Origin of the sequence: Actinomadura craniellae, assembly GCF_003289645.1 — a bacterium.
Lineage (GTDB): Bacteria > Actinomycetota > Actinomycetes > Streptosporangiales > Streptosporangiaceae > Actinomadura_D > Actinomadura_D craniellae.
The window spans coordinates 342,854-360,736 of the sequence record NZ_QLYX01000002.1; the positions used below are offsets into that span (position 1 = coordinate 342,854).

At 71.1% G+C, this 17,883-nt stretch carries 16 protein-coding genes; 7 read left to right on the top strand and 9 right to left on the bottom strand.

The genetic code is table 11. The annotated features are described in order from the left end of the window. The first annotated feature begins 192 nt into the window (after nucleotides 1-192). Nucleotides 193-798 (top strand): superoxide dismutase, encoded by a 606-nt coding sequence (locus DPM19_RS05250; RefSeq protein WP_199484898.1) that lies wholly within the window; start codon nucleotides 193-195, stop codon nucleotides 796-798. An 88-nt stretch (nucleotides 799-886) separates the two neighbouring features. Here DPM19_RS05250 and DPM19_RS05255 read toward each other — a convergent pair whose 3' ends face one another. Continuing rightward, a complete protein-coding gene (locus DPM19_RS05255) occupies nucleotides 887-2,152 on the bottom strand; it encodes a PucR family transcriptional regulator (RefSeq protein WP_146778743.1) in 1,266 nt (421 codons plus the stop codon). Between the two features lie 111 nt (nucleotides 2,153-2,263). Beyond that, nucleotides 2,264-3,526 carry a lipase family protein gene (locus DPM19_RS05260; RefSeq protein WP_111863639.1) on the bottom strand — a complete coding sequence of 421 codons (1,263 nt, stop codon included), beginning with the start codon at nucleotides 3,524-3,526 and terminating at the stop codon, nucleotides 2,264-2,266. Between the two features lie 569 nt (nucleotides 3,527-4,095). Between DPM19_RS05260 and DPM19_RS05265 the strand changes: the two genes are divergently transcribed. Beyond that, entirely contained in the window at nucleotides 4,096-4,701 is a 606-nt protein-coding gene (locus DPM19_RS05265; protein WP_111863640.1) for a TetR/AcrR family transcriptional regulator, read from the top strand. 171 nt (nucleotides 4,702-4,872) lie between these two features. On the opposite strand, the gene DPM19_RS05270 is transcribed toward DPM19_RS05265, so the two are convergent. From DPM19_RS05270 to DPM19_RS05285, 4 genes are all read right to left on the bottom strand, one after another. Continuing rightward, entirely contained in the window at nucleotides 4,873-5,160 is a 288-nt protein-coding gene (locus DPM19_RS05270; RefSeq protein WP_111863641.1) for a DUF1330 domain-containing protein, read from the bottom strand. A 65-nt stretch (nucleotides 5,161-5,225) separates the two neighbouring features. Next, nucleotides 5,226-5,414, bottom strand: coding sequence for a ferredoxin (locus tag DPM19_RS05275; protein WP_111863642.1), 189 nt, complete (start codon nucleotides 5,412-5,414; stop codon nucleotides 5,226-5,228). Then, complete coding sequence (locus tag DPM19_RS05280) at nucleotides 5,411-6,700, bottom strand: cytochrome P450 (protein ID WP_111863643.1); 1,290 nt, start codon at nucleotides 6,698-6,700, stop codon at nucleotides 5,411-5,413. The genes DPM19_RS05275 and DPM19_RS05280 overlap by 4 nt, the downstream gene beginning before the upstream one ends. 562 nt (nucleotides 6,701-7,262) lie before the next feature. Beyond that, the gene (locus DPM19_RS05285) at nucleotides 7,263-8,072 is read right to left on the bottom strand and encodes an enoyl-CoA hydratase/isomerase family protein (RefSeq protein ID WP_233509856.1); all 810 of its coding nucleotides are present in this window, start codon (nucleotides 8,070-8,072) and stop codon (nucleotides 7,263-7,265) included. An 88-nt stretch (nucleotides 8,073-8,160) separates the two neighbouring features. Between DPM19_RS05285 and DPM19_RS05290 the strand changes: the two genes are divergently transcribed. After that, nucleotides 8,161-9,336: an acyl-CoA dehydrogenase family protein gene (locus DPM19_RS05290; RefSeq protein WP_233509857.1), complete on the top strand. Its 1,176-nt coding sequence runs from the start codon at nucleotides 8,161-8,163 to the stop codon at nucleotides 9,334-9,336. Continuing rightward, complete coding sequence (locus tag DPM19_RS05295; protein WP_111863922.1) at nucleotides 9,326-10,285, top strand: acyl-CoA dehydrogenase family protein; 960 nt, start codon at nucleotides 9,326-9,328, stop codon at nucleotides 10,283-10,285. The genes DPM19_RS05290 and DPM19_RS05295 overlap by 11 nt, the downstream gene beginning before the upstream one ends. A gap of 29 nt (nucleotides 10,286-10,314) precedes the next feature. Here the strand turns inward: DPM19_RS05295 and DPM19_RS05300 are convergent, their stop codons facing one another. The 3 genes from DPM19_RS05300 to DPM19_RS05310 all read right to left on the bottom strand — a co-directional run bounded on the left by DPM19_RS05300 (nucleotide 10,315) and on the right by DPM19_RS05310 (nucleotide 13,616). After that, entirely contained in the window at nucleotides 10,315-11,499 is a 1,185-nt protein-coding gene (locus tag DPM19_RS05300) for an acyl-CoA dehydrogenase family protein (protein ID WP_111863644.1), read from the bottom strand. After that, the gene (locus DPM19_RS05305) at nucleotides 11,496-12,785 is read right to left on the bottom strand and encodes an acyl-CoA dehydrogenase family protein (protein WP_199484866.1); all 1,290 of its coding nucleotides are present in this window, start codon (nucleotides 12,783-12,785) and stop codon (nucleotides 11,496-11,498) included. Before DPM19_RS05305 ends, DPM19_RS05300 begins: the two co-directional genes overlap by 4 nt. Before the next feature lie 117 nt (nucleotides 12,786-12,902). Next, nucleotides 12,903-13,616: a Clp protease N-terminal domain-containing protein gene (locus DPM19_RS05310; RefSeq protein WP_199484867.1), complete on the bottom strand. Its 714-nt coding sequence runs from the start codon at nucleotides 13,614-13,616 to the stop codon at nucleotides 12,903-12,905. Between the two features lie 363 nt (nucleotides 13,617-13,979). Between DPM19_RS05310 and DPM19_RS05315 the strand changes: the two genes are divergently transcribed. Genes DPM19_RS05315 through DPM19_RS05325 form a run of 3 tightly spaced genes read left to right on the top strand, consistent with a single transcriptional unit; the run spans nucleotide 13,980 to nucleotide 17,870 of the window. Then, nucleotides 13,980-15,587: an SMP-30/gluconolactonase/LRE family protein gene (locus tag DPM19_RS05315; RefSeq protein ID WP_111863645.1), complete on the top strand. Its 1,608-nt coding sequence runs from the start codon at nucleotides 13,980-13,982 to the stop codon at nucleotides 15,585-15,587. Beyond that, on the top strand, nucleotides 15,584-16,444 hold the full coding sequence (locus tag DPM19_RS05320; RefSeq protein ID WP_199484868.1) for an SDR family NAD(P)-dependent oxidoreductase: 861 nt from the start codon (nucleotides 15,584-15,586) through the stop codon (nucleotides 16,442-16,444). The genes DPM19_RS05315 and DPM19_RS05320 overlap by 4 nt, the downstream gene beginning before the upstream one ends. A gap of 43 nt (nucleotides 16,445-16,487) precedes the next feature. Next, a complete protein-coding gene (locus tag DPM19_RS05325; protein ID WP_111863646.1) occupies nucleotides 16,488-17,870 on the top strand; it encodes an aromatic ring-hydroxylating oxygenase subunit alpha in 1,383 nt (460 codons plus the stop codon). The last annotated feature ends 13 nt before the right edge of the window (nucleotides 17,871-17,883 follow it).

Consider the following 17,883-nt stretch of genomic DNA (forward strand, 5'->3'; position numbering starts at 1 on the left):
CCATGATCGAGACGCTAACGACAGCCGGAAGCTATTGCAAGTAGCTCGCAGGTGCAAAGAAAAGGCATCCGTTGCCTGGCCTCCCCTACCGCCCGCTCGCCGAACCCGGGCCGGGACGGGCCACCACCGCCGCGGCGAGCGGCGGGGACACGCCTGCATTGTTGATGTAGTTGCGACTAGTTTGCAATAGTGGTGGCCATGACCTACTCACTGCCCGACCTGCCTTACGACTACGCGGCGCTGGAGCCCGCGATCACCGGGGAGATCCTGGAGCTGCATCACGCCAAGCACCACGCCGCCTACGTCAAGGGCGCCAACGACACCCTGGAGCAGCTGGAGGAGGCCCGCGCCAAGGAGCAGCTGGGCGGCCTGGTCGGCCTGGAGAAGACCCTGGCGTTCAACCTGTCGGGGCACGTGCTGCACACGATCTTCTGGGACAACCTGTCCCCGGACGGAGGCGACCGCCCCGACGGTGAGCTCGGTTCGGCGATCGACGAGCACTTCGGGTCCTTCGAGGCGTTCAAGAAGCAGCTCACCCTGGCCACCCAGACCGTCCAGGGCTCCGGGTGGGGCGTGCTGGGCTGGGAACCCCTCGGCCGGAAGCTGATCGTGCAGCAGGTCTACGACCACCACGGCAACGTCGGCATCGGCTCGGTCCCGCTGCTGGTCTTCGACGCCTGGGAACACGCCTACTACCTGCAGTACCGCAACGTCCGCCCCGACTACGTCGCCAAACTCTGGGACCTGGTCAACTGGAACGACGTCGCCGCCCGCCTCACCGCCGCCAAGGGCGCCTGACCCGGGCGGCCCCGCCGACCAGCGGCGCCCACCAGGCCGAGGATCGTGCTCTCAACCTTTCCTCGCGGCCCGGTGGGCGCCGCTCCCGTCATCGTCCCCCGGCGGCGACGTGCCCGGCCGTACCGTCGAGGAGGATCTGCCTGCGCAGGACGATCTGCATGCGGAAGCGCCAGTCGGGATCGTGCAACCGCGGGCCGTACAGCTCGTGCAGCAGGTTCATGCGGTAGCGGACGGTCTGCGGGTGGACGTGCAGGCGGCCGGCGATCTCGGGGGCGCTGCCGCCCTGGGTGAGCAGGACGAAAAGCGTTTTCACCAGCCGCTCGCGCCTGGCGGGGGGCATCTCCGCGAGCGGGGCGTACTCGTCACGGGTCATCAGCTCGACGATGTCCTCGTCGCCGAACAGGAGCAGGGTGGACAGGTGGTCGGCGGCGCGCACGGGCGAGCCGGCCGTGATGACGCCGCGGTGGCACAGGGCGAGGGTCCGGCGGGCCAACTGCAGGGACAGCGACGCTTCGGCGAGGTCGACGGTCGGGCCGACCGCGAAGACCGAGTCGCCCAGGGCGCGTACGAGCATCTCCTGCCGGCCGGGGCCGTCGGCGTCGGGAACCAGCAGGAACGGTTCGGGGCTCTCCAGGTCCATCAGCACGTCCGGGCTCACCGCGGGCGACACCAGATGCCGGTCCTGCCAGGACCCGCTCAGCGCCACGCACGCGACCCGGGCGGGCACCCGCCAGCCGGATTCGGTGGCCAGCCGGACGACGGCCTCGTGCGAGACCGGCTGCCCGACGGTGGTGAGCAGTTCCAGCAGCCGGCGGCGGCGCCGCTGCGAAGTGTCGGTGGCCTCGGCCGCCAGCTCGGAGTAGGCGTACACCGAGTGGGCTGCGACCTCCTCGATGTAGGCGAAGACGGCCTCCGCCAGGGCGCACAGGGTTTCGGCCGAGTGGCCGGCTCGCATGGCGCAGGCCGCGAAGCGGCGCCAGGCGGCGCGGGCACCGATCCGGTAGGCGGCCTGCAGGGCGTCCATGCTGCGCCCCTCGTGGAACTCGCCCCGGCCGAGCGCCCGGGGGACGCTCGGATCGTGCGGCGCGGGTGCGGTGGGGTCGGCGATCTGGCCGACGAACTGGCGCAGTCCCTGCTCCACGCCCAGCCGGATGCCCGCCCCGAACGCGCCCTGCAACGGGCGGTCGAACTCCGGAACACCGTGCCGGATCTCCGCCACGATCTCGTCGGCGAGACTCGCCAGTTCAGGCTGGAGGACGTCGGCGAGCTCCCGGGGAAGTTCTCGCCATGGGGCAGGGCGTCCGCCTGTCCGGGTCAGGGACTCCCTGCAGTCGTCGATGAGTCCGGTGCTCATGAGTCACCCCGGGTGGGGGGAGGCGTTGTCTGACATGGCGGGCTCCAAATCATCCGGTGGGAGCCGGCCGCCACCATCTCCGGCGGCGGCCGGGTCGAGCGTGTGCGGGAGTCAGCAGTTGCCCCGGACGGGGGTTCCGGCGAAGCGGTCGGCCAGGAACGTCAGGGCGTCGGGCTGGGCGAAGAGCATCCCGAACGCGTGTCCGAGCATCGGGTAGGTCTTCCAGGTGACGTTGACGTTCTTGCCGCACCAGTCACGGCGCAGCTGCTCGGCCTGGGCGAAGGGGATGATCTGGTCGCCCTGCCCGTGTCCCATGAACACTGGCACGGTGGGGGCGGTCGAGCCGAGCTTGTTCTCGCCCAGCCGCCGCTGCCAGGCCGGGGTGGCCAGCGGGTCCGAGGTGGTGTAGTCGGAGATGCGCTTGAACGCGGTCCCCAGGAAGTTGGCCACCCCGTCGATGCTCACCAGGCACATGCTCTGGCTGGTGGCCAGCAGTTTCCTGCCCGCGTCGTTGAGGTAGCCGGACAGGTTCAGCTCCGGGTAGGCGGTGTCGTAGCCGACGGCCGCCATGAAGGCGAACGCCACGGCGAAGCCGCCGTCCAGGCCGCGTGCCACCGCGGTGAGGTCGGCGGGGACACCGCCGGCCGCCATGCCCTTGAGCGCGAGTTCGGGCGCGTAGGAGGGGGCCAGTTCGGCGGCCCAGCCGGCGGAGGTGCCGCCCTGGGAGTAACCCAGCAGCCCCACCGGGTTGGCCGCGGTCAGGCCGGTGCCGGGCAGTCGCTGGGCGGCACGGGTGATGTCGAGCACGGCCTTGCCCTGTGCGCGGCCCACCTCGTAGGTGTGCACGCCGGGGGTGCCGAGCCCCTGCATGTCCGTTACCGCGACGGCCCAGCCCTTCTTGAGCGCGTCGTTGATGAACCCGCTCTCGTAGTCGAAGCCGCCCGGGGTCAGGGTGTACGAGGGGGCGCAGCCGTCACCCAGGCCGCGCGTGCCCACGCCGTAGGAGACCAGCGGGCGCGGGCCCGAGCCTGACCAGGCGGAACCGGGCACCAGGACGGTCCCCGACACCGCGATCGGCGCGCCGGTGGCCGACTCGGACCTGTAGAGCACCTGCCAGGACTTGACCTTGGAGTCGCCGGAGAAGCTGGACTGCCGGGAGCGGATGACGGTTCCCGGCTGCCCCGCGGGCAACGGTGCCGGTGGCGTGTAGAAGGGGTCCTCCGCCGGGGCGGGGGCCGCCTGCGCCGCGGTGGCTCCCGCGAGCAGGCCGGCGGGTACGAGTGCGGCGCCCAGGGCCACCGTCAACGAGGCGCGCAGGCTCCGGTACCTGCGGGAACGGCGCCGGATCGCGATGCCGGGAAATCTTTTCGTCATTTTCCGAGCCCCTTCTACCGCTACTCATCGCAGCATGTTTCCAGCGAGTAACATAGAGGTTTAAGCGGCAGTGGACAAGACCCGAAATCCACATATCACCGTGACCGTTGCAGTAAATCAGACAATGGTGACATTGGTTCCACCAATCGCAATGTTGGCGCTCTGAACTGCACTTATAGTGCACAATGAACATGCCTGAAGGGCGTACAGCCAACCCGTTCACGGCATTGAAAATGCGTCGTCGGCCGTGTCTTCACGATCTACGCGAGAATCTCAAGGGAAGGTTTCATCGCGCAGCAAAGGCGAGCATATTGACAACTGCGTACTCCTCGACACTCACCGCCCGCGGAATGCGAGAGACGACACCGAGGAGAACACACATTAATAAGACGGCAAGGCCGTGTCTAGCCGATCGGCTATAAATTTTCTAGCCGATCGGCTAGATGGTGCTCACAGAAGTTATAGACATCCCGCCCGCACCGGTCCGCCGACGTGAACCTGCGCACAACCCGGGCCCGCCACCCATGATCGTCCGAAACCTGTTCGGTTCCGTTGGTAGGGTTCCGGTGATGGTCCAGAAGAGTCAGCGGCCGGGAGCGGCCCGAGAGCGGCTGCTGGCCGTCGCCGTGGGCCTGTTCACCCGCCACGGCGTCAACGGCACCTCCCTCCAGATGATCGCCGACGAGCTCGGCGTCACGAAGGCCGCCGTCTACTACCAGTTCCAGAGCAAGGACGACATCGTCTGGGCGGTGGTGGCCCCGGCCCTCGACCGGCTCGCCCACGTGATCGAGGCGGCGGAACGGCAGCGCCGCCGGTCCGAGCGGATAGAGACCGTCCTGTCCGGCCTGGTCGACCTCGTCGTGGACAACCGCCAGCTGACGACCATCCTGCAATCCGACCCCGCCATCATCCGGCTCACCCGCGACCAGCCCGTCCTGCAGGAGTTCGAACAGCGCATCACCCTGCTGCTGGTCGGTCCCGAACCCGACGCCGAGGCGCTCGTCAACGCGGCCATGGTCAGCGGCCTGCTGATCATGGGCACCGACTCCCGGCTGATCGGCATCGACAACGACACCCTGCGCCACCATCTGCTCGGCACGGCCCGCCGTATCCTCCGCCTCCGGGCACCCGCGCCCGTACGCCTCGAAAATCCGGAACAGCCGCTGCGTGCCTAGAGCCTGTCTCGAAGCGAGGTCGGCGGCCCCGCGGTCCCACTGACGGCTGCTCCGCGCCCGCCCCGGCCCCATGCCGGAATGATCGTTGAGGAGGGAGGGGGCTGCAGCCCCCTCCCTCCTCAACGATCACCTACGTGTGCGCCGGCGGCTCTGGCCGGGTCGCACCGGTGCCTAGAGACCGGAGATGATCACGGCGTTGGTGTCGGCCGCGGCCTGCCGCAGCGCCTTCGCCTTCTGGTATTCGGCCGACTCGTACCAGGCGCGGGCCGCCTCCACCGAGGGGAACTCCAGGACGACCGTCCGGTCGCCGTGCCACTCGCCTTCGAGGGTCTGCGGCTGCGAGTCGAACGCCAGCAGCTGGAGATCCCCGGACATCGCCGACGCGGCCGCCTGGCCGTAGGCGTCCATGCCCGCCTGGTCCTTGATGGCCTCGGTGAAAATGACATATGCCTTGGGCATGGGACCCTCCTTGGGTTTCGGTGCCCGGGCCGTGCCCCGAGCCGGAAGCGCGGGGCACGACGACCTCAGCTCACCGTAATGGCACGCTCAGGACACTGGCCGACGGCGGTGCGGACCGTCTCCTCGAACTCGGCGGGCACCTGCGGTACCCGCACCTCGGCGTAGCCGTCGTCGGTCAGGGTGAACACCTCGGGGCAGAGCGCGTTGCAGACGCCGTGCCCGCGGCAGCGGTCCTCGTCGACTGCGGCCTTCACCGGGACGTGTCCTCGGCGAGCGTGAACTCCAGGTTCAGGTTGGTCAGCCCGCGGAGGATGTAGGTCGGCAGGTACCGGTAACGGCGGGCGTCCGCGGGACCGTGCACGCTCTCGGCGAGCCTGATGTCGGTCGTGCGGGCGAGGAGCTTCTGGAGGACCACCCGGGTCTCGGCGCGGGCGAGCGGCGCGCCGGGACAGGTATGGATGCCGCGGCCGAACGCGAGGTGGTGGCGGGCGTTCCCGCGGGCGGGGTCGAACGTCTCGGGGTCCTCGAAGTGGCGCGGGTCGCGGTTCGCGGCCCCGTTGAGCACCATCACCGTGGTGCCGGCGGGGATGTCGACCCCGCCCACCGTGGTCGGGACGCGCGACAGCCGGAAGTCACCCTTGATCGGGCTTTCCGTCCGCAGCGACTCCTCGATGAAGTTGGGGATGCGGTCGGGTTCCTCGCGCAGTTGCCGCTGCAGTTCGGGACGCTCGGCCAGCTCTTTGAGGGCGGCGCCGAGCAGCCGGACGGTGGTCTCCTGGCCCGCGGCGAAGAGGTTGGAGGCGACCCGCGCGACGTCTTCGGGGTCGGGCGTCGAGCCGTCGGGGAACGTGGCGGCGGCCATCCCCGAGAGCACGTCGCTGCCGGGCTCGCGGCGCCGGTTCTCGATGTAGGTCACGAACCGCGCGTACAGGTACTCCAGCGGGGAGTGCGCCAGCGCGTCCTTGGTGCTCCCGATGCCGCCGCCGGCGTGCTCCCCCTGCTGGAGCGTCCGGGCGAACTCGTCGCGGTCCTCCTCGGGCATGCCCAGGAGGTCGGCGATGACCAGCAGGGTGAAGGGGGCCGCGAACCCGTTGATGAACTCGCCCTCGCCGGGGGCCAGGAACGTGTCCAGCAGCCGGTCGGCGAGCTGCCCCATGGCGTCCTCGTTCTCCTTGAGGCGCCGGGGCGTGATCAGCTTCATCAGCAGCGCGCGGTGGTCGGTGTGCACCGGCGGGTCGAGCGTCGGAAGCTGGTCGCTCATCGGGAGTTCGTCCCGGTGCTGCTCGATCAGCTCGGTCACGTCGTCGCCCTCGAGCGGAACCGGGAATCCGGGGAACGGACCGGTCACCGAGATGCACGACGAGAACGTCTTGTTGTCGTTGAACACCTGAACGGCTTCGTCGTACCCCGTCACCATCACCACGCCGTGGTGGGGTTCGCGCCGTACGGGGCACTCCTCACGCAGGGACTTGAAGTACGAGTAAGGATCATCGACGAGATCCTCGCCCCGGAAGAAGTCGGGCTCCTGGAAGTCGTTCACCGGCTGTACCGCTCCCTTCGACACCGCGATGCGGATGTCCTGCTGCTGTTCGAGGATGTTCCGTCCTCATCCGTGCACGGCGTCACGTCCTCGCCCCGGCGGAACGTCCCGTGCCGCCGGAGCGAGGAACATCTCAGGCCGTTGCCGAGCCGGGTCACGGCGGTGACCTGGCGGGCGCTGGTCGTGAAGGCCAGGCCGGGCAGCTGGTGCTCGCCGCGCATCAGCTGCCCGGCCTGGCCGGCTGGGGACGGTGGACGAGCACCGTCGGCATGCCCCGGGTCACGCCGCCCGTCGGGCATCAGGCGAGCCGGCGCCGGCGCGGCGCGCGTCGGCTCGTCCCGCCGCTCCTCCGGCGGCGGGGCAGGCACATCCGGCACTCCCCCTCCGTCCGTCCGAGGACCCGGTCCGCGTGCGGGCTCGGGACCGTAGTCCGCATGCTCATCTACACTTCCAACTTACGAGAATTTAATTCTCGCGTTGGAGATTAGGCTTCCATGACGGCGTTGCGACGTCAACAGGTGAAGCCCGTGGCCAGGTCGCGCCAGGCGGGCACCCGCCGGGGTCAGTCGGCCGACCAGCGTGGTGGGCGCTTGTCGAGGAACGCCTGGGGGCCCTCGGTGGCGTCCGGGTGGGCGCGGTGCCGGCGGACCAGTTCCCAGCCCAGGTCGAGGTCGGCTCCCAGAAGCCGCTCCTCGAAGGAGCGCAGGACGCGCCGGCTGAGCCGGACGGCCTCCGGCGAGTTGCGTCCCACCGCCGCGGCGAGCGCGAGCGCCCGCGGCAGGAGTTCGTCGTCCGGGACGACCTCGCTGACGAGTTCGGCGCGCTCGGCGGCCGCGGCGTCGAGGACTTCCTCGCGGCCGAGGAGCACCATCCGGGTGAGGACGTCCACGCGCATCCGCAGCCGCAGCATGACCGGTTCGAGGGCGGTGACGTTCCCGACGCTGACGTGCGGGTCGAGGAACCGGGCCGACCGCGCGGCGACGCTGATGTCCGCGTCGGCGACGAAGTGCAGCCCGCCGCCCGCGCAGACACCGTTGACGGCCGCCACGACCGGCACCGCCAGCCGGTGGCCGGGCAGGAAGTCCAGTTCCTCCCAGGCGGTGTCGCCGAGGGCGCGCCGGGTTCCGGCGAGCATGGACGCGTCCGCGCCGGAGCAGAACGCGCGCCCGGCTCCGGTGACGACCACGCAGCGGATCGAGCGGTTCGCCGCGGCGGCCGTCCAGAGGCCGGCCAGCGCGTCCATCAGCTCGTCGTCGAGGGCGTTCGCGCGGTCCGGGCGGTTGAGGGTGACCACGAGGGTCGAGCCGGACATCCGGCTGAGGAGCACCCCGTCGGTCCGGGTGAGCGCGTCGTCCTGGTCGTCGTCAGCCACTGCCGCAGTACCTCCGAGCTCGGGCGGAACAGGGTTCCCCACCTTGACGGGCGAGATTTCTATCCTATATATCTTTAAAATCTTTAGAATGACAACGCGAGGGGTGGGCGGCGGCATGGACCTCGACCTCGGAGCCGCGGCGAGGGCGCTGCGCACCCGGCTCCGCGCCCTGCTCGCCGAAGAGTTGCCCGACGGCTGGTCCACCTCGTTCTCCCTCGCCCCGGACGTCCAGGCCGTCGTCGCCCGGGTCTGCCGGCGCCTCGCGGACGAGAACCTGCTGACGCTGAGCTGGCCGACCGAGTACGGCGGCGCGGGCGCGGACCTGTGGCAGCAGACGGTGCTCCGCGAGGAGATGTGGGCCCACTTCGAGCCGCGCGGCCCGCAGTACATGGGGCTCAACTGGGTCGGTCCCGTCCTCATGGAGGTCGGGACGAGCGAGCAGCGCGCCCGGCACCTGCCCGGCATCTCCGGCGGGACCGCGGTCTGGTGCCAGGGGTTCAGCGAGCCCGAGTCGGGCACCGACCTCGCCTCGCTCCAGCTCGCCGCGCGCCGCGACGGCGCGGAGTGGGTGCTCAACGGCCAGAAGATCTGGACGTCCTACGCCGGCCTGGCGCAGTGGTGTTTCCTCGCCGCCCGGACGTCCCGCTCGGAGAAGAAGCACGAGGGCATCACGATCTTCCTGGTGCCCATGGACAGCCCGGGGATCAACGTGGTCCCGATCGACTCGATGATGGGCGAGCAGCACCTCAACGAGGTCTTCTTCGACGACGTTCGGGTGGGCGACGACGCGGTGCTCGGTGACGTCGGGCGGGGCTGGGACGTGATCAGGCTCGTGCTCAAACACGAACGCATCGGCATCCCGAGATACGCACGGGACGACCGGGTGCTCTCCGAACTCGCCGGCCACGAGGGGCTGGACGAGCCGGCCGCCGCCGGCGAGTACGCCCGCACGCTGGTGCACGCCCGGGTCGCACGGCTGCTCAGCTATCGCGCCGTCGCGCTCAACGAGGCGGGCGAGCTGACCGACCAGGAGGCGTCCCTGGCCCGGCTGGCGTCGATCCAGCTCGACCAGGAGGTCGCCGAGCTGGCCGCCGACGTGTGCGGCGCGGACGGGCTCGCGCCCGACCCGGGAGGCGGGCTGCTCGGCCACGTCGAAGACGTGCTGCGCTACTCACGGTCGGCGACGATCGCGTCGGGCACGATCGAGGTGCAGCGCCTCGTCATCGCCCGCGCCGCGCTGGAAGGTGCCGCCCGTGCGTCGTGAATGGCCGCAGAGCGCCAGCTCCTACGCGCAGACCGTGTCCGACGTGGTCCGGTCCCTGGACGGGGTCGAGGCGGCCCGGCGGGCCGAGGCGAAACCGGGCCACCGCGCCGAGGTGGTCCGCCCGCGGCTGGAGGCGCTCGGCGCGCTCTCACTCGACCCGTGGGGGGACGAGGAGGAGTCGGCCGCCGCCGCCCTGGCCGTGCGCGAGGCGGGCCGGGCCGTGCTGCCCTGGCCGCTCGTCCACGTCCTGTCCGTGCCGCCGCCCGCCCGCGACGACTGCGGCGGGGTGCACCTCGTGCTGGGGAAATGCACCGCGCTCGACCACGCCGACGTGGTCGCGAACCCGGCCGCCGTCGACCTGCGGGACGGGCGGGTGTTCTCGGTGACCGTGGACCGGCACCGGCACGCCCCCCTCGACCCGTTCGGCTGCGACGTGCGGCTCGCCGGCCGCGAGACCGGCCCGCCGCTGGACGGCGCGGTCGAGATGCACCTGCTGCTCGACGCGTTCTGGGTCGCCGGGGCGCTGGCGGAGGCCGCCGAGCTGGCCCTGCGGCACGCCCGGGAACGCCGCCAGTTCGGCGTGCCCATCGGACGTTTCGGGGAGATCCGCTGGCGGATCGCCGACCTGCTCCTGGCCCGGGACAGCCTCGACGAGCTGGCCCGCTACACCTGGTGGCTGATGCAGGCCGGGCAGGCCGGCCGCGCCGACCTGCTGGCGCTGCGGGTGCAGATGGTCGAGTCGGCCCAGAGCGTCCTCGCCCACACGCACCAGATCCTCGGGGCGATGGGGCTGTGCGAGGAGCACGACCTCGCCGTCATCGACCGGCACCTCCAGCCGGTCCTGCGGCGGCCGGTCGGGCGGATGGGCTCGACGGCCCTGCTCACCGGGCGCGTGCGGCAGGACGGCTTCGCCGCGCTCTTCCCCGTGCCCGCGCGCCCGCACCGCTGAGCCGGCGCGCAGGCCGGTTCCGGCCCGGGTCAGGACGGGCCGGGCAACCCGTCGTCGGCCAGCAGGCCGCGCAGCACCCGGTCGCGGTGCCACCGCGGCTCGCCGAAGAGGAACTCGTTGAGCAGCGCGCGCTTGAGGTACAGGTGCAGGTCGTGCTCCCAGGTGTAGCCGATCCCGCCGTGGAGCTGCAGCGCGGTCCCCGCGTTGCGGGCGGCCAGCTCGCACGCGTGGTCCTTCGCCAGGGACACGGCGAGGTCGCACGACGACGGGTCGTGGGCCACCGCCCGGGCCGCCTCGTCCACGAGCGCGGCGCTCGTCTCCAGGTTGACGAGCATGTCGGCCGCCTGGTGCTTGACCGCCTGGAACGAGCCGACGGGCCGGTTGAACTGCCGGCGCTGCTGCACGTAGCCGACGGTCATGTCGAGCACCCGCCGGGCGTTGCCGACCGAGTCGGCGGCGACGGCCGCCGCCGCGCGGTTGGCGAGCGCGCCGAGCAGCCGGGTCGCGTCCGCGGTGTCGGCCCCGTCCACGGCGAGCACGTCGGCGTCGGACACGCCGACGGCGCCGAGCGTGATCTCGTCGAGGCATCTGGTCTCGTCGGTCTGCGCCTGCGGCGTGATCGTCAGGCCCGGGACGGACGGCTCGACCAGCGCCACGAGCCAGCCGTCCGGAGTGCACGCCGGGATCAGGAGGAGACGGCCGGCCCGGGCGTCGAGCACGTTCCCGGCCCGGCCGTTCAGCGTCCAGGCGCCGTCGGTACGCGTCGCCACGACCCGGTCCCGGCCCCCCAGCCACTCCCCCAGCGCGGCCGTTCCCGAGACGGTCCCGGCCGCCAGGAGCGGCAGCCAGCGCTCGCGCTGGGCCTCGGTCCCCGCCAGCGACAGCGCTCCCGAGCACAGGACGGCGCTGGAGAGCAGCGTCGAGGCGCCGACGTGCTCGCCCAGGACCTCCAGGACGACGGCGAGCTCGGTGAACGAGCCGCCGCCCCCGCCGTACTTCTCGGCGATCTCCAGGCCGGTGAGACCGGCGGCCGCGAGCTCGCGGTCGAGGTCGGCGTCCGGGGCGCCGCCCTTCTCCGCGACCCCCCGGGCGCGGGCCGGCGGGAAGGTGGTGGCCACCAGCCGCCGGGCCAGGTCGCGGATCGCGGCGCGGTCGTCGTCCTCCGGAGACCCGGTCGTCTGGCCGGTCGTCTGGTCGGTCATCTGGTCGGTCATACGGCGGGCTCCCGGGGCAGGCCGAGCGCCCGCTCGGCGATGATGTTGCGCTGGATCTCGCTGGTGCCGCCGGGGATGGTCCACTCCCACGAGCCGATGTGGTCCAGCAGCCACGTGCCGGACTCCCAGCCGGAGCTCAGCGGGCGGCGGGTGGCGCGCTGGCCGTCCAGGCCGGCCAGCTCCATGCCGAACCCGGTCAGCCGCTGCAGCAGTTCGCTGTAGTAGAGCTTCACCACGGACGCGTGCGCCCCCTGCGCGAGCTCCGCGCTCGGCCGCGTGATGACCTGCCGGACCAGCAGCCGCAGCGCCTGGACCTCGCGGGCCAGCCGCGCCAGACGGTCGCCGGCGACCGTGCCGGCCGTCGGTTTCCCACCGGCCCCGTTCACCTCGCCCAGCAGCCAGCCGAGGCCGACCGCCAGCCGTTCGGCCAGCTCGATCATGGTGCCGCCGCGTTCCGAGGCGAGGGTGCTCTGGGCCACCCGCCAGCCGTCGTTCTCCGCCCCGATGAGGTTGCCGACCGGGATCTCCACGTCGGTCAGGAAGATCTCGCAGAAGTGCTCCTCGCCGGTGATCTGGCGGGTTGGCCGCACCAGCACCCCGGGCGAGTCCATGTCCAGGACCAGGTAGGAGATGCCGCGCCGCTTCGGTGCGGCGGGGTCGGTCCGGACGAGCAGCAGGCAGTGCTGCGCGTAGGCGGCGCCGCTGGCCCAGATCTTCTGCCCGTTGACGACGTAGACGTCCCCGCGCCGCTCGGCCCGGGTGCGCAGCGACGCGAGGTCGGACCCGGCCTCCGGCTCGGAGAAGCCCTGGCACCAGACGGCGCCCTCCAGGATCCCGGTCAGGTACCGGTCGCGCTGTTCCGGCGTCCCGGCTCCGAGGAAGGTCCCCGCGGCGTGGTGCAGCGAGACGAAGTGCAGGCTCAGCCGGGGGGCGTCGGCGCGGGCCAGCTCCTCGAAGATCACCGCCTGCCGGGCCAGGTCGAATCCCCCGCCCCACGCCGCCGGCCAGTGCGGGACGGCGTAGCCGGCGGCCCTGAGCTCGTCGAACCACCAGTGCTGGAACCGGACGTATTCCTGGTGGCCGGCGCCGGTCTGCTGCCGGCGCCAGTCGTGCGGGACGTGCTCGGCGCACCACTGCCTGAGTCGGGTGCGCAGCTCGTCCAGCGGAATCTGCTGTGCGTGTTCGCCTGGCATCACCGTCTCCCGCCGGGTTCCGCGGCCGCGCGTCGCCGCCGTCGGCCCCGGCGCGAGCCGCACCCGGGTGCGCACGGTCTCCAGGGACGACACCGCCGAACCATAGTATCAATCTTTACAATGATGGAGATGCTACGGCAATCACCCGTGACGCCCACGCAGGTGGGGTCCCGCAACGCGCGGAGCGACCGCCCCTGGCACGTCGAACCTTCAGCGATCCGAGCGGATGCCCTCCGGCGACCGGGCCTTGGCCAGGACCGAGCGATCGACGGACGCTTCGGCGAGCGCGGCGGCGGCCGGCCCCCGGCCGAGCGCGGCCAGCCCCAGGAGGAGGTGCCTGCAGGTGACCGGACCCTCGTCTTCGGCCGCCAGCTCATGAGCCGCGGCCAGGGCCTTGCGGGTGTAGGGGGTCCAGGCGATGCGCTTGGCCGCCTGGGAGGCCCCCATGGTCAGGGAGCCCTGGATCCGCTGCCGCAGGGAGTCGGCCGGGACGCCGAGGGACGCCAGGAGATGGACCGCGCTGTTGTTCTCGGCGAGCAGCCCGCAGAGCACGTGCTCGGTGCCGATGAAGTTGTTGCGGTACCGCATGGCGGCCTCTTTCATGTGGCCCACCGCCGTGCAGATCTCCTCGGCGAACTCCTCGGGCTCGTACGCCCGGTGCGGTGCGAGGTAGCGCTGCTGGGCCGCCTGCCGGGTGACGCCCAGCGCCGCCCCGATCTGGGCCCACGAGTGGCCGTGGAGACGGCAGTGCTCGACGTAGCCCTCGACGAGGTCGTCGGCGAGTCCGCGGAGCTGGTCGGCCATCGCGATCGCCGCCCTGAGGCGGTCGATCCCGTCCGGCTGCGCCTGTCCCGCATCGTCGCGGGCGTCGCCACAGGTGCGGTCGACTTCGGTGATGAGCGCACCGAGATCGGGGAGAAGCATGAGCCAAGTGTGGGTCGCCGAATTCAAAGTGTCAACACCCACTTGTCAATTCGCAATCCAATCGCGGAGTGTCAATTCCCCCTTGCCACCGCGACGAGGCGCCGAGGGTTGACGAGGTAACCACTTTGTGGAAGCATCATTTCCACATTCTGAGAGTAGTGTTCCCGCTGCTCAGAGTAGATATTTGGAACATGGTGTGGAGCATTCAGAGCGGTTAGGCCAGCTGTATCGGCGAACGGGCGCGAACGAACCTTCCTGTTTTTTAAAGGTCACCTCGCCCGGCCGAAACAAACGCCATATCGCCTGTGAGCCCTCATCACAGCGGGAAATTCGGCCTTAACGACGAGGTTGCCGGGAGCCGCCATGTCGCTGCAAGAGACGCGCTATGCCAGCGCAACGTCAATCAGCCTCGCCGAGGGATGGAGCCTGGAACGGCTCACCCCGCCGAGCCGGCTCTTCGGCGCGAACGGGCTGCGCACCGGCCCGGACGGCCGCGTCTACGTGGCGCAGGTGGCCGGCAGCCAGATCAGCGCGCTCGACGTCGGCACCGGCGAGCTGCACACCGTCAGCGCGCAGGGCGCCGACATCGTCGCGCCCGACGACGTGGCCTTCGACGCCGAGGGCAACCTCTACGCCACGGAGTACTACGACGGGCGGGTGAGCGTGCGCGGCACCGACGGCCGCTCCCGGGTGCTGCGCGACGACGTGCCGGGCGCGAACGGCATCACCTTCCACCAGGGCCGGCTGTTCGTCAACGAGTGCCGGATCGGCGGACGCCTGCTGGAAATGGACCTCGGCGGCGGGGCGCCCCGGGTGCTGCTGGAGAACCTGCCGATGCCCAACGCCATGGAGTTCGGGCCGGACGGCAAGCTGTACTACCCGATGCTCGGCACCAACGACATCTGGCGGATCGACCCGGACGGCGGCGAGCCCGAGCGGGTGGTGGGCGACCTGGGCGTCCCGGACGCGGTGAAGTTCGACGCCGAGGGCCACATCGTCTCCACCCAAGTGGGCACCGGAGAGGTGCTGCGCATCGACCCCCGCAGCGGCGAGCGCACCGTCCTGGCCACCATCGCCCCCGGTCTGGACAACCTGACGTTCGTGGGGAACCGCCTGTTCGTCTCCAGCTTCACCGGGCAGATCACCGAAATCCTCGGCGGCGGCCAGACCCGGGCGGTGCTGCCGGGCGGCCTGACCTGGCCGCTGGACCTCACCGTGGACGCCGACGGCACCCTGTACCTCTCCGACGGCACGTACTTCTACGTCCTGGCGCCCGGCGGCGAGCTGCGGATGCTGGGGATGCTCTTCAGCCCCGGCTGGCCGGGCTACATCCGCGGGGTGACCGCCACCGGCGCGGGCGAGTTCGTCGTCACCACCTCCAACGGCCAGATCGCGCGGTGGCGGCCCGCCGCCGGCGAACACGACGTGCTGGCCGGCGAGACCGAGCCGCTCGACCAGCTCTACGGCGTGGCGGTGGCGCCCGACGGCGGCGTGGTGGCCGCCGAGCTCGGCACCGGCCGCGTGCTGTCCGTGCGGGGCGGCGAGGTGTCGGCCCTGGCCTCCGGACTGAACCGGCCGATGGGCGTGGCGTTCGGCGCGGACGGCACCTGCCTGGTCTCCGAGTCCGGCGCCGGGCGCGTCGTCTCGGTCACCGGCTCCGGTGTCGACACCGTGGTGGACGGCCTGGAGACGCCGCAGGGCATCCTGGTCCGCGGCGGGAAGCTCCTGATCGTGGACGCCGGCGCCAAGTCGCTGGTCGAGGTCGACCTCGACAGCAAGGCCCGGACCACGATCGCCCGCGACCTGCCGGTGGGCGCCCCGCTCGGGGTGGACCCCAAACCCCTCAAGGGGCTGCCGCCGTTCTCCGGACCCCAGGGGCTCTTCGCCGGCATCACCGCCGGACCGGACGGCACGCTCTACGTCTCCGCCGACGCCGAGGGCAGCGTCCTGGCGATCCGGAAGGACAGGTGAGCCGGGCCGTGGAGCACGACTTCATCAAGCTGGACGGGCGCATCGTCATCGTCTCCGGCGCGGGCGGCGGCGGCATCGGCACCACGGTGACGGGCATGGTCGCCCGGGCCGGGGCGACCGTGATCGCGGTGAGCCGGTCCAAGGAGAACCTCGACACCCACATCGGCCCGCTGGTGGCGGAGGGCCTGCCGATCGTGCCGGTCGCGGCCGACGCCGCCACCGACGAGGGCATCGCGACCGTGCTGGAGCAGGTCGGGCGCACCGAAGGCGACCTGCACGGGCTCGTCAACGTCGCCGGCGGCGCCGCCCCCACGGACTGGATGCCGTCGACCCGGGTCAGCCGGGAGTCCTGGCGGGCGCTGTTCACCCAGAACCTCGAAACGATGTTCTTCATGAGCCAGGCGGTCGCCGAGGAACTGAGGTCCGCGGGCCGCCCAGGGTCGATCGTCTCGATCTCCTCGATCAGCGGCATGAACACCGCGCCGTTCCACATCGGTTACGGCACGGCCAAGGCGGCGCTGGTGGCCGCGACCCGCACGATGGCCGTCGAACTGGCCCAGCACGAGATCCGGGTGAACGCCGTCGCCCCCGGGGTGACCGCGACCCCGGCCTCGCTGACCTACGTCGAGGAGGACCCCGAGCGCGACCGCCGCGCCATCGCCATGGGGCGGCGCGGCCGCCCGGAGGAACAGGCCGGGCCGATCCTCTTCCTGCTGTCGGACCTGTCGTCCTACATCACGGGACAGACCCTGCTGGTGGACGGCGGCCTCAACCTCAGGTGGAGCTGGCTGGACGCCGACAACACCTCCCTCTTCCTCAAGGACGAGTCGTTCCGCGCCGCCATCACCCGCTGGTGACCGGACCCGCCCCGATCACTCCCGACGTGAGTTGGAGAATGCCATGAGCGAAACTCTCGAAACCCCCCGGGAAACGGTTTCCGCGACGGCCGAAGCGCTGGTGAAACCGCTCACGATCCCCGTCGAGGCGTACCTTTCCGAGGAGTACGCCCGGGCCGAACGCGACCAGCTGTGGGCCAAGGTGTGGCAGCAGGTCGGTCGCGTCGAGGAGCTTCCCGAGGTCGGCAGCTTCCTCACCTACGACATCCTCGATGACTCGATCATCGTCATGCGCACGGCGCCGGACCGGCTCCGCGCGTACTACAACGTCTGCTCGCACCGGGGCCGCCGGCTCGTCGACACCCCGCCGGGCGCGCGGGACGCCCGCGGCCGTGGCCGGCAGTTCGTCTGCGGCTTCCACGGCTGGCGGTACGACATCGAAGGCCAGTGCACCCACGTGCCTGAGCGCGAGGACTGGCAGGGCAGCCTGGCCGACGAGAAGATCCGGCTCAAGGACGTCAAGGTCGACACCTGGGGCGGCTGGATCTGGATCAACATGGATCCGGACTGCGAGCCGCTGCGCGACTACCTGGAGCCCGCGGCCACCCTGCTCGACGCCTTCCAGCTCGAACGGTTCCGCTACCGGTGGCGCCGCTGGCTGGTCTTCGACTGCAACTGGAAGGTCGCCCTCGAGGCGTTCAACGAGACCTACCACGTGCCCTACACCCACCCGGAGTTCATCCCCTTCGGCAGCTTCCTCGGCTGGTCCAGGATCCAGGGCAGGCACAGCAACATCGGCTTCGAGGCGCCCAAGGGCCTGGAGGAGAACCAGGGCAAGCTGCGGATCGGCGGCGGTGTCGACGCCCGCGTGTCGACGGCCGAGATGCAGAATTTCATCTGGGAGAACGCCAACACCAACACCACCGAGACGCTGGTGGACGTCGCGAACCGGCTGGTCGACGAGCTGCCGGAGGGCACGCCCCCCGACCAGGTGGCGAAGTACTGGCTGGAGACGGCCCGGCGTGAGGACGCCGAGCGCGGCGTGGTCTGGCCGACCGTCGAACCCGAAATCGTCGCCAAGAGCGGCACCGCCTGGCAGATCTTCCCCAACTTCCAGATCGGCCACGGGCAGAACAACATGCTGTGCTACAACGCCCGGCCCTACGGCTACGACCCCGACAAGTGCATCTTCGAGGTCGCCGTCTACCAGCTCTTCCCGCAGGGCGAGGAGCCGGAGACCGAGTGGCTCTACACGCCGCAGGACGACCCGAACTGGCGCACCGTCCTGCCCCAGGACTTCTCCAACATGGCGGCCGTCCAGCAGGGCATGAAGGCGCGCGGCTTCACCGGCCCGAAGCCCAACCCCTACCGCGAGCGCGCCACCGTGAACCTGCACCACAACCTGGCCAAGTACATGGGCACCGGCGCGCCGCGCGAGCTCGACTGAAGTCCCCGACGTC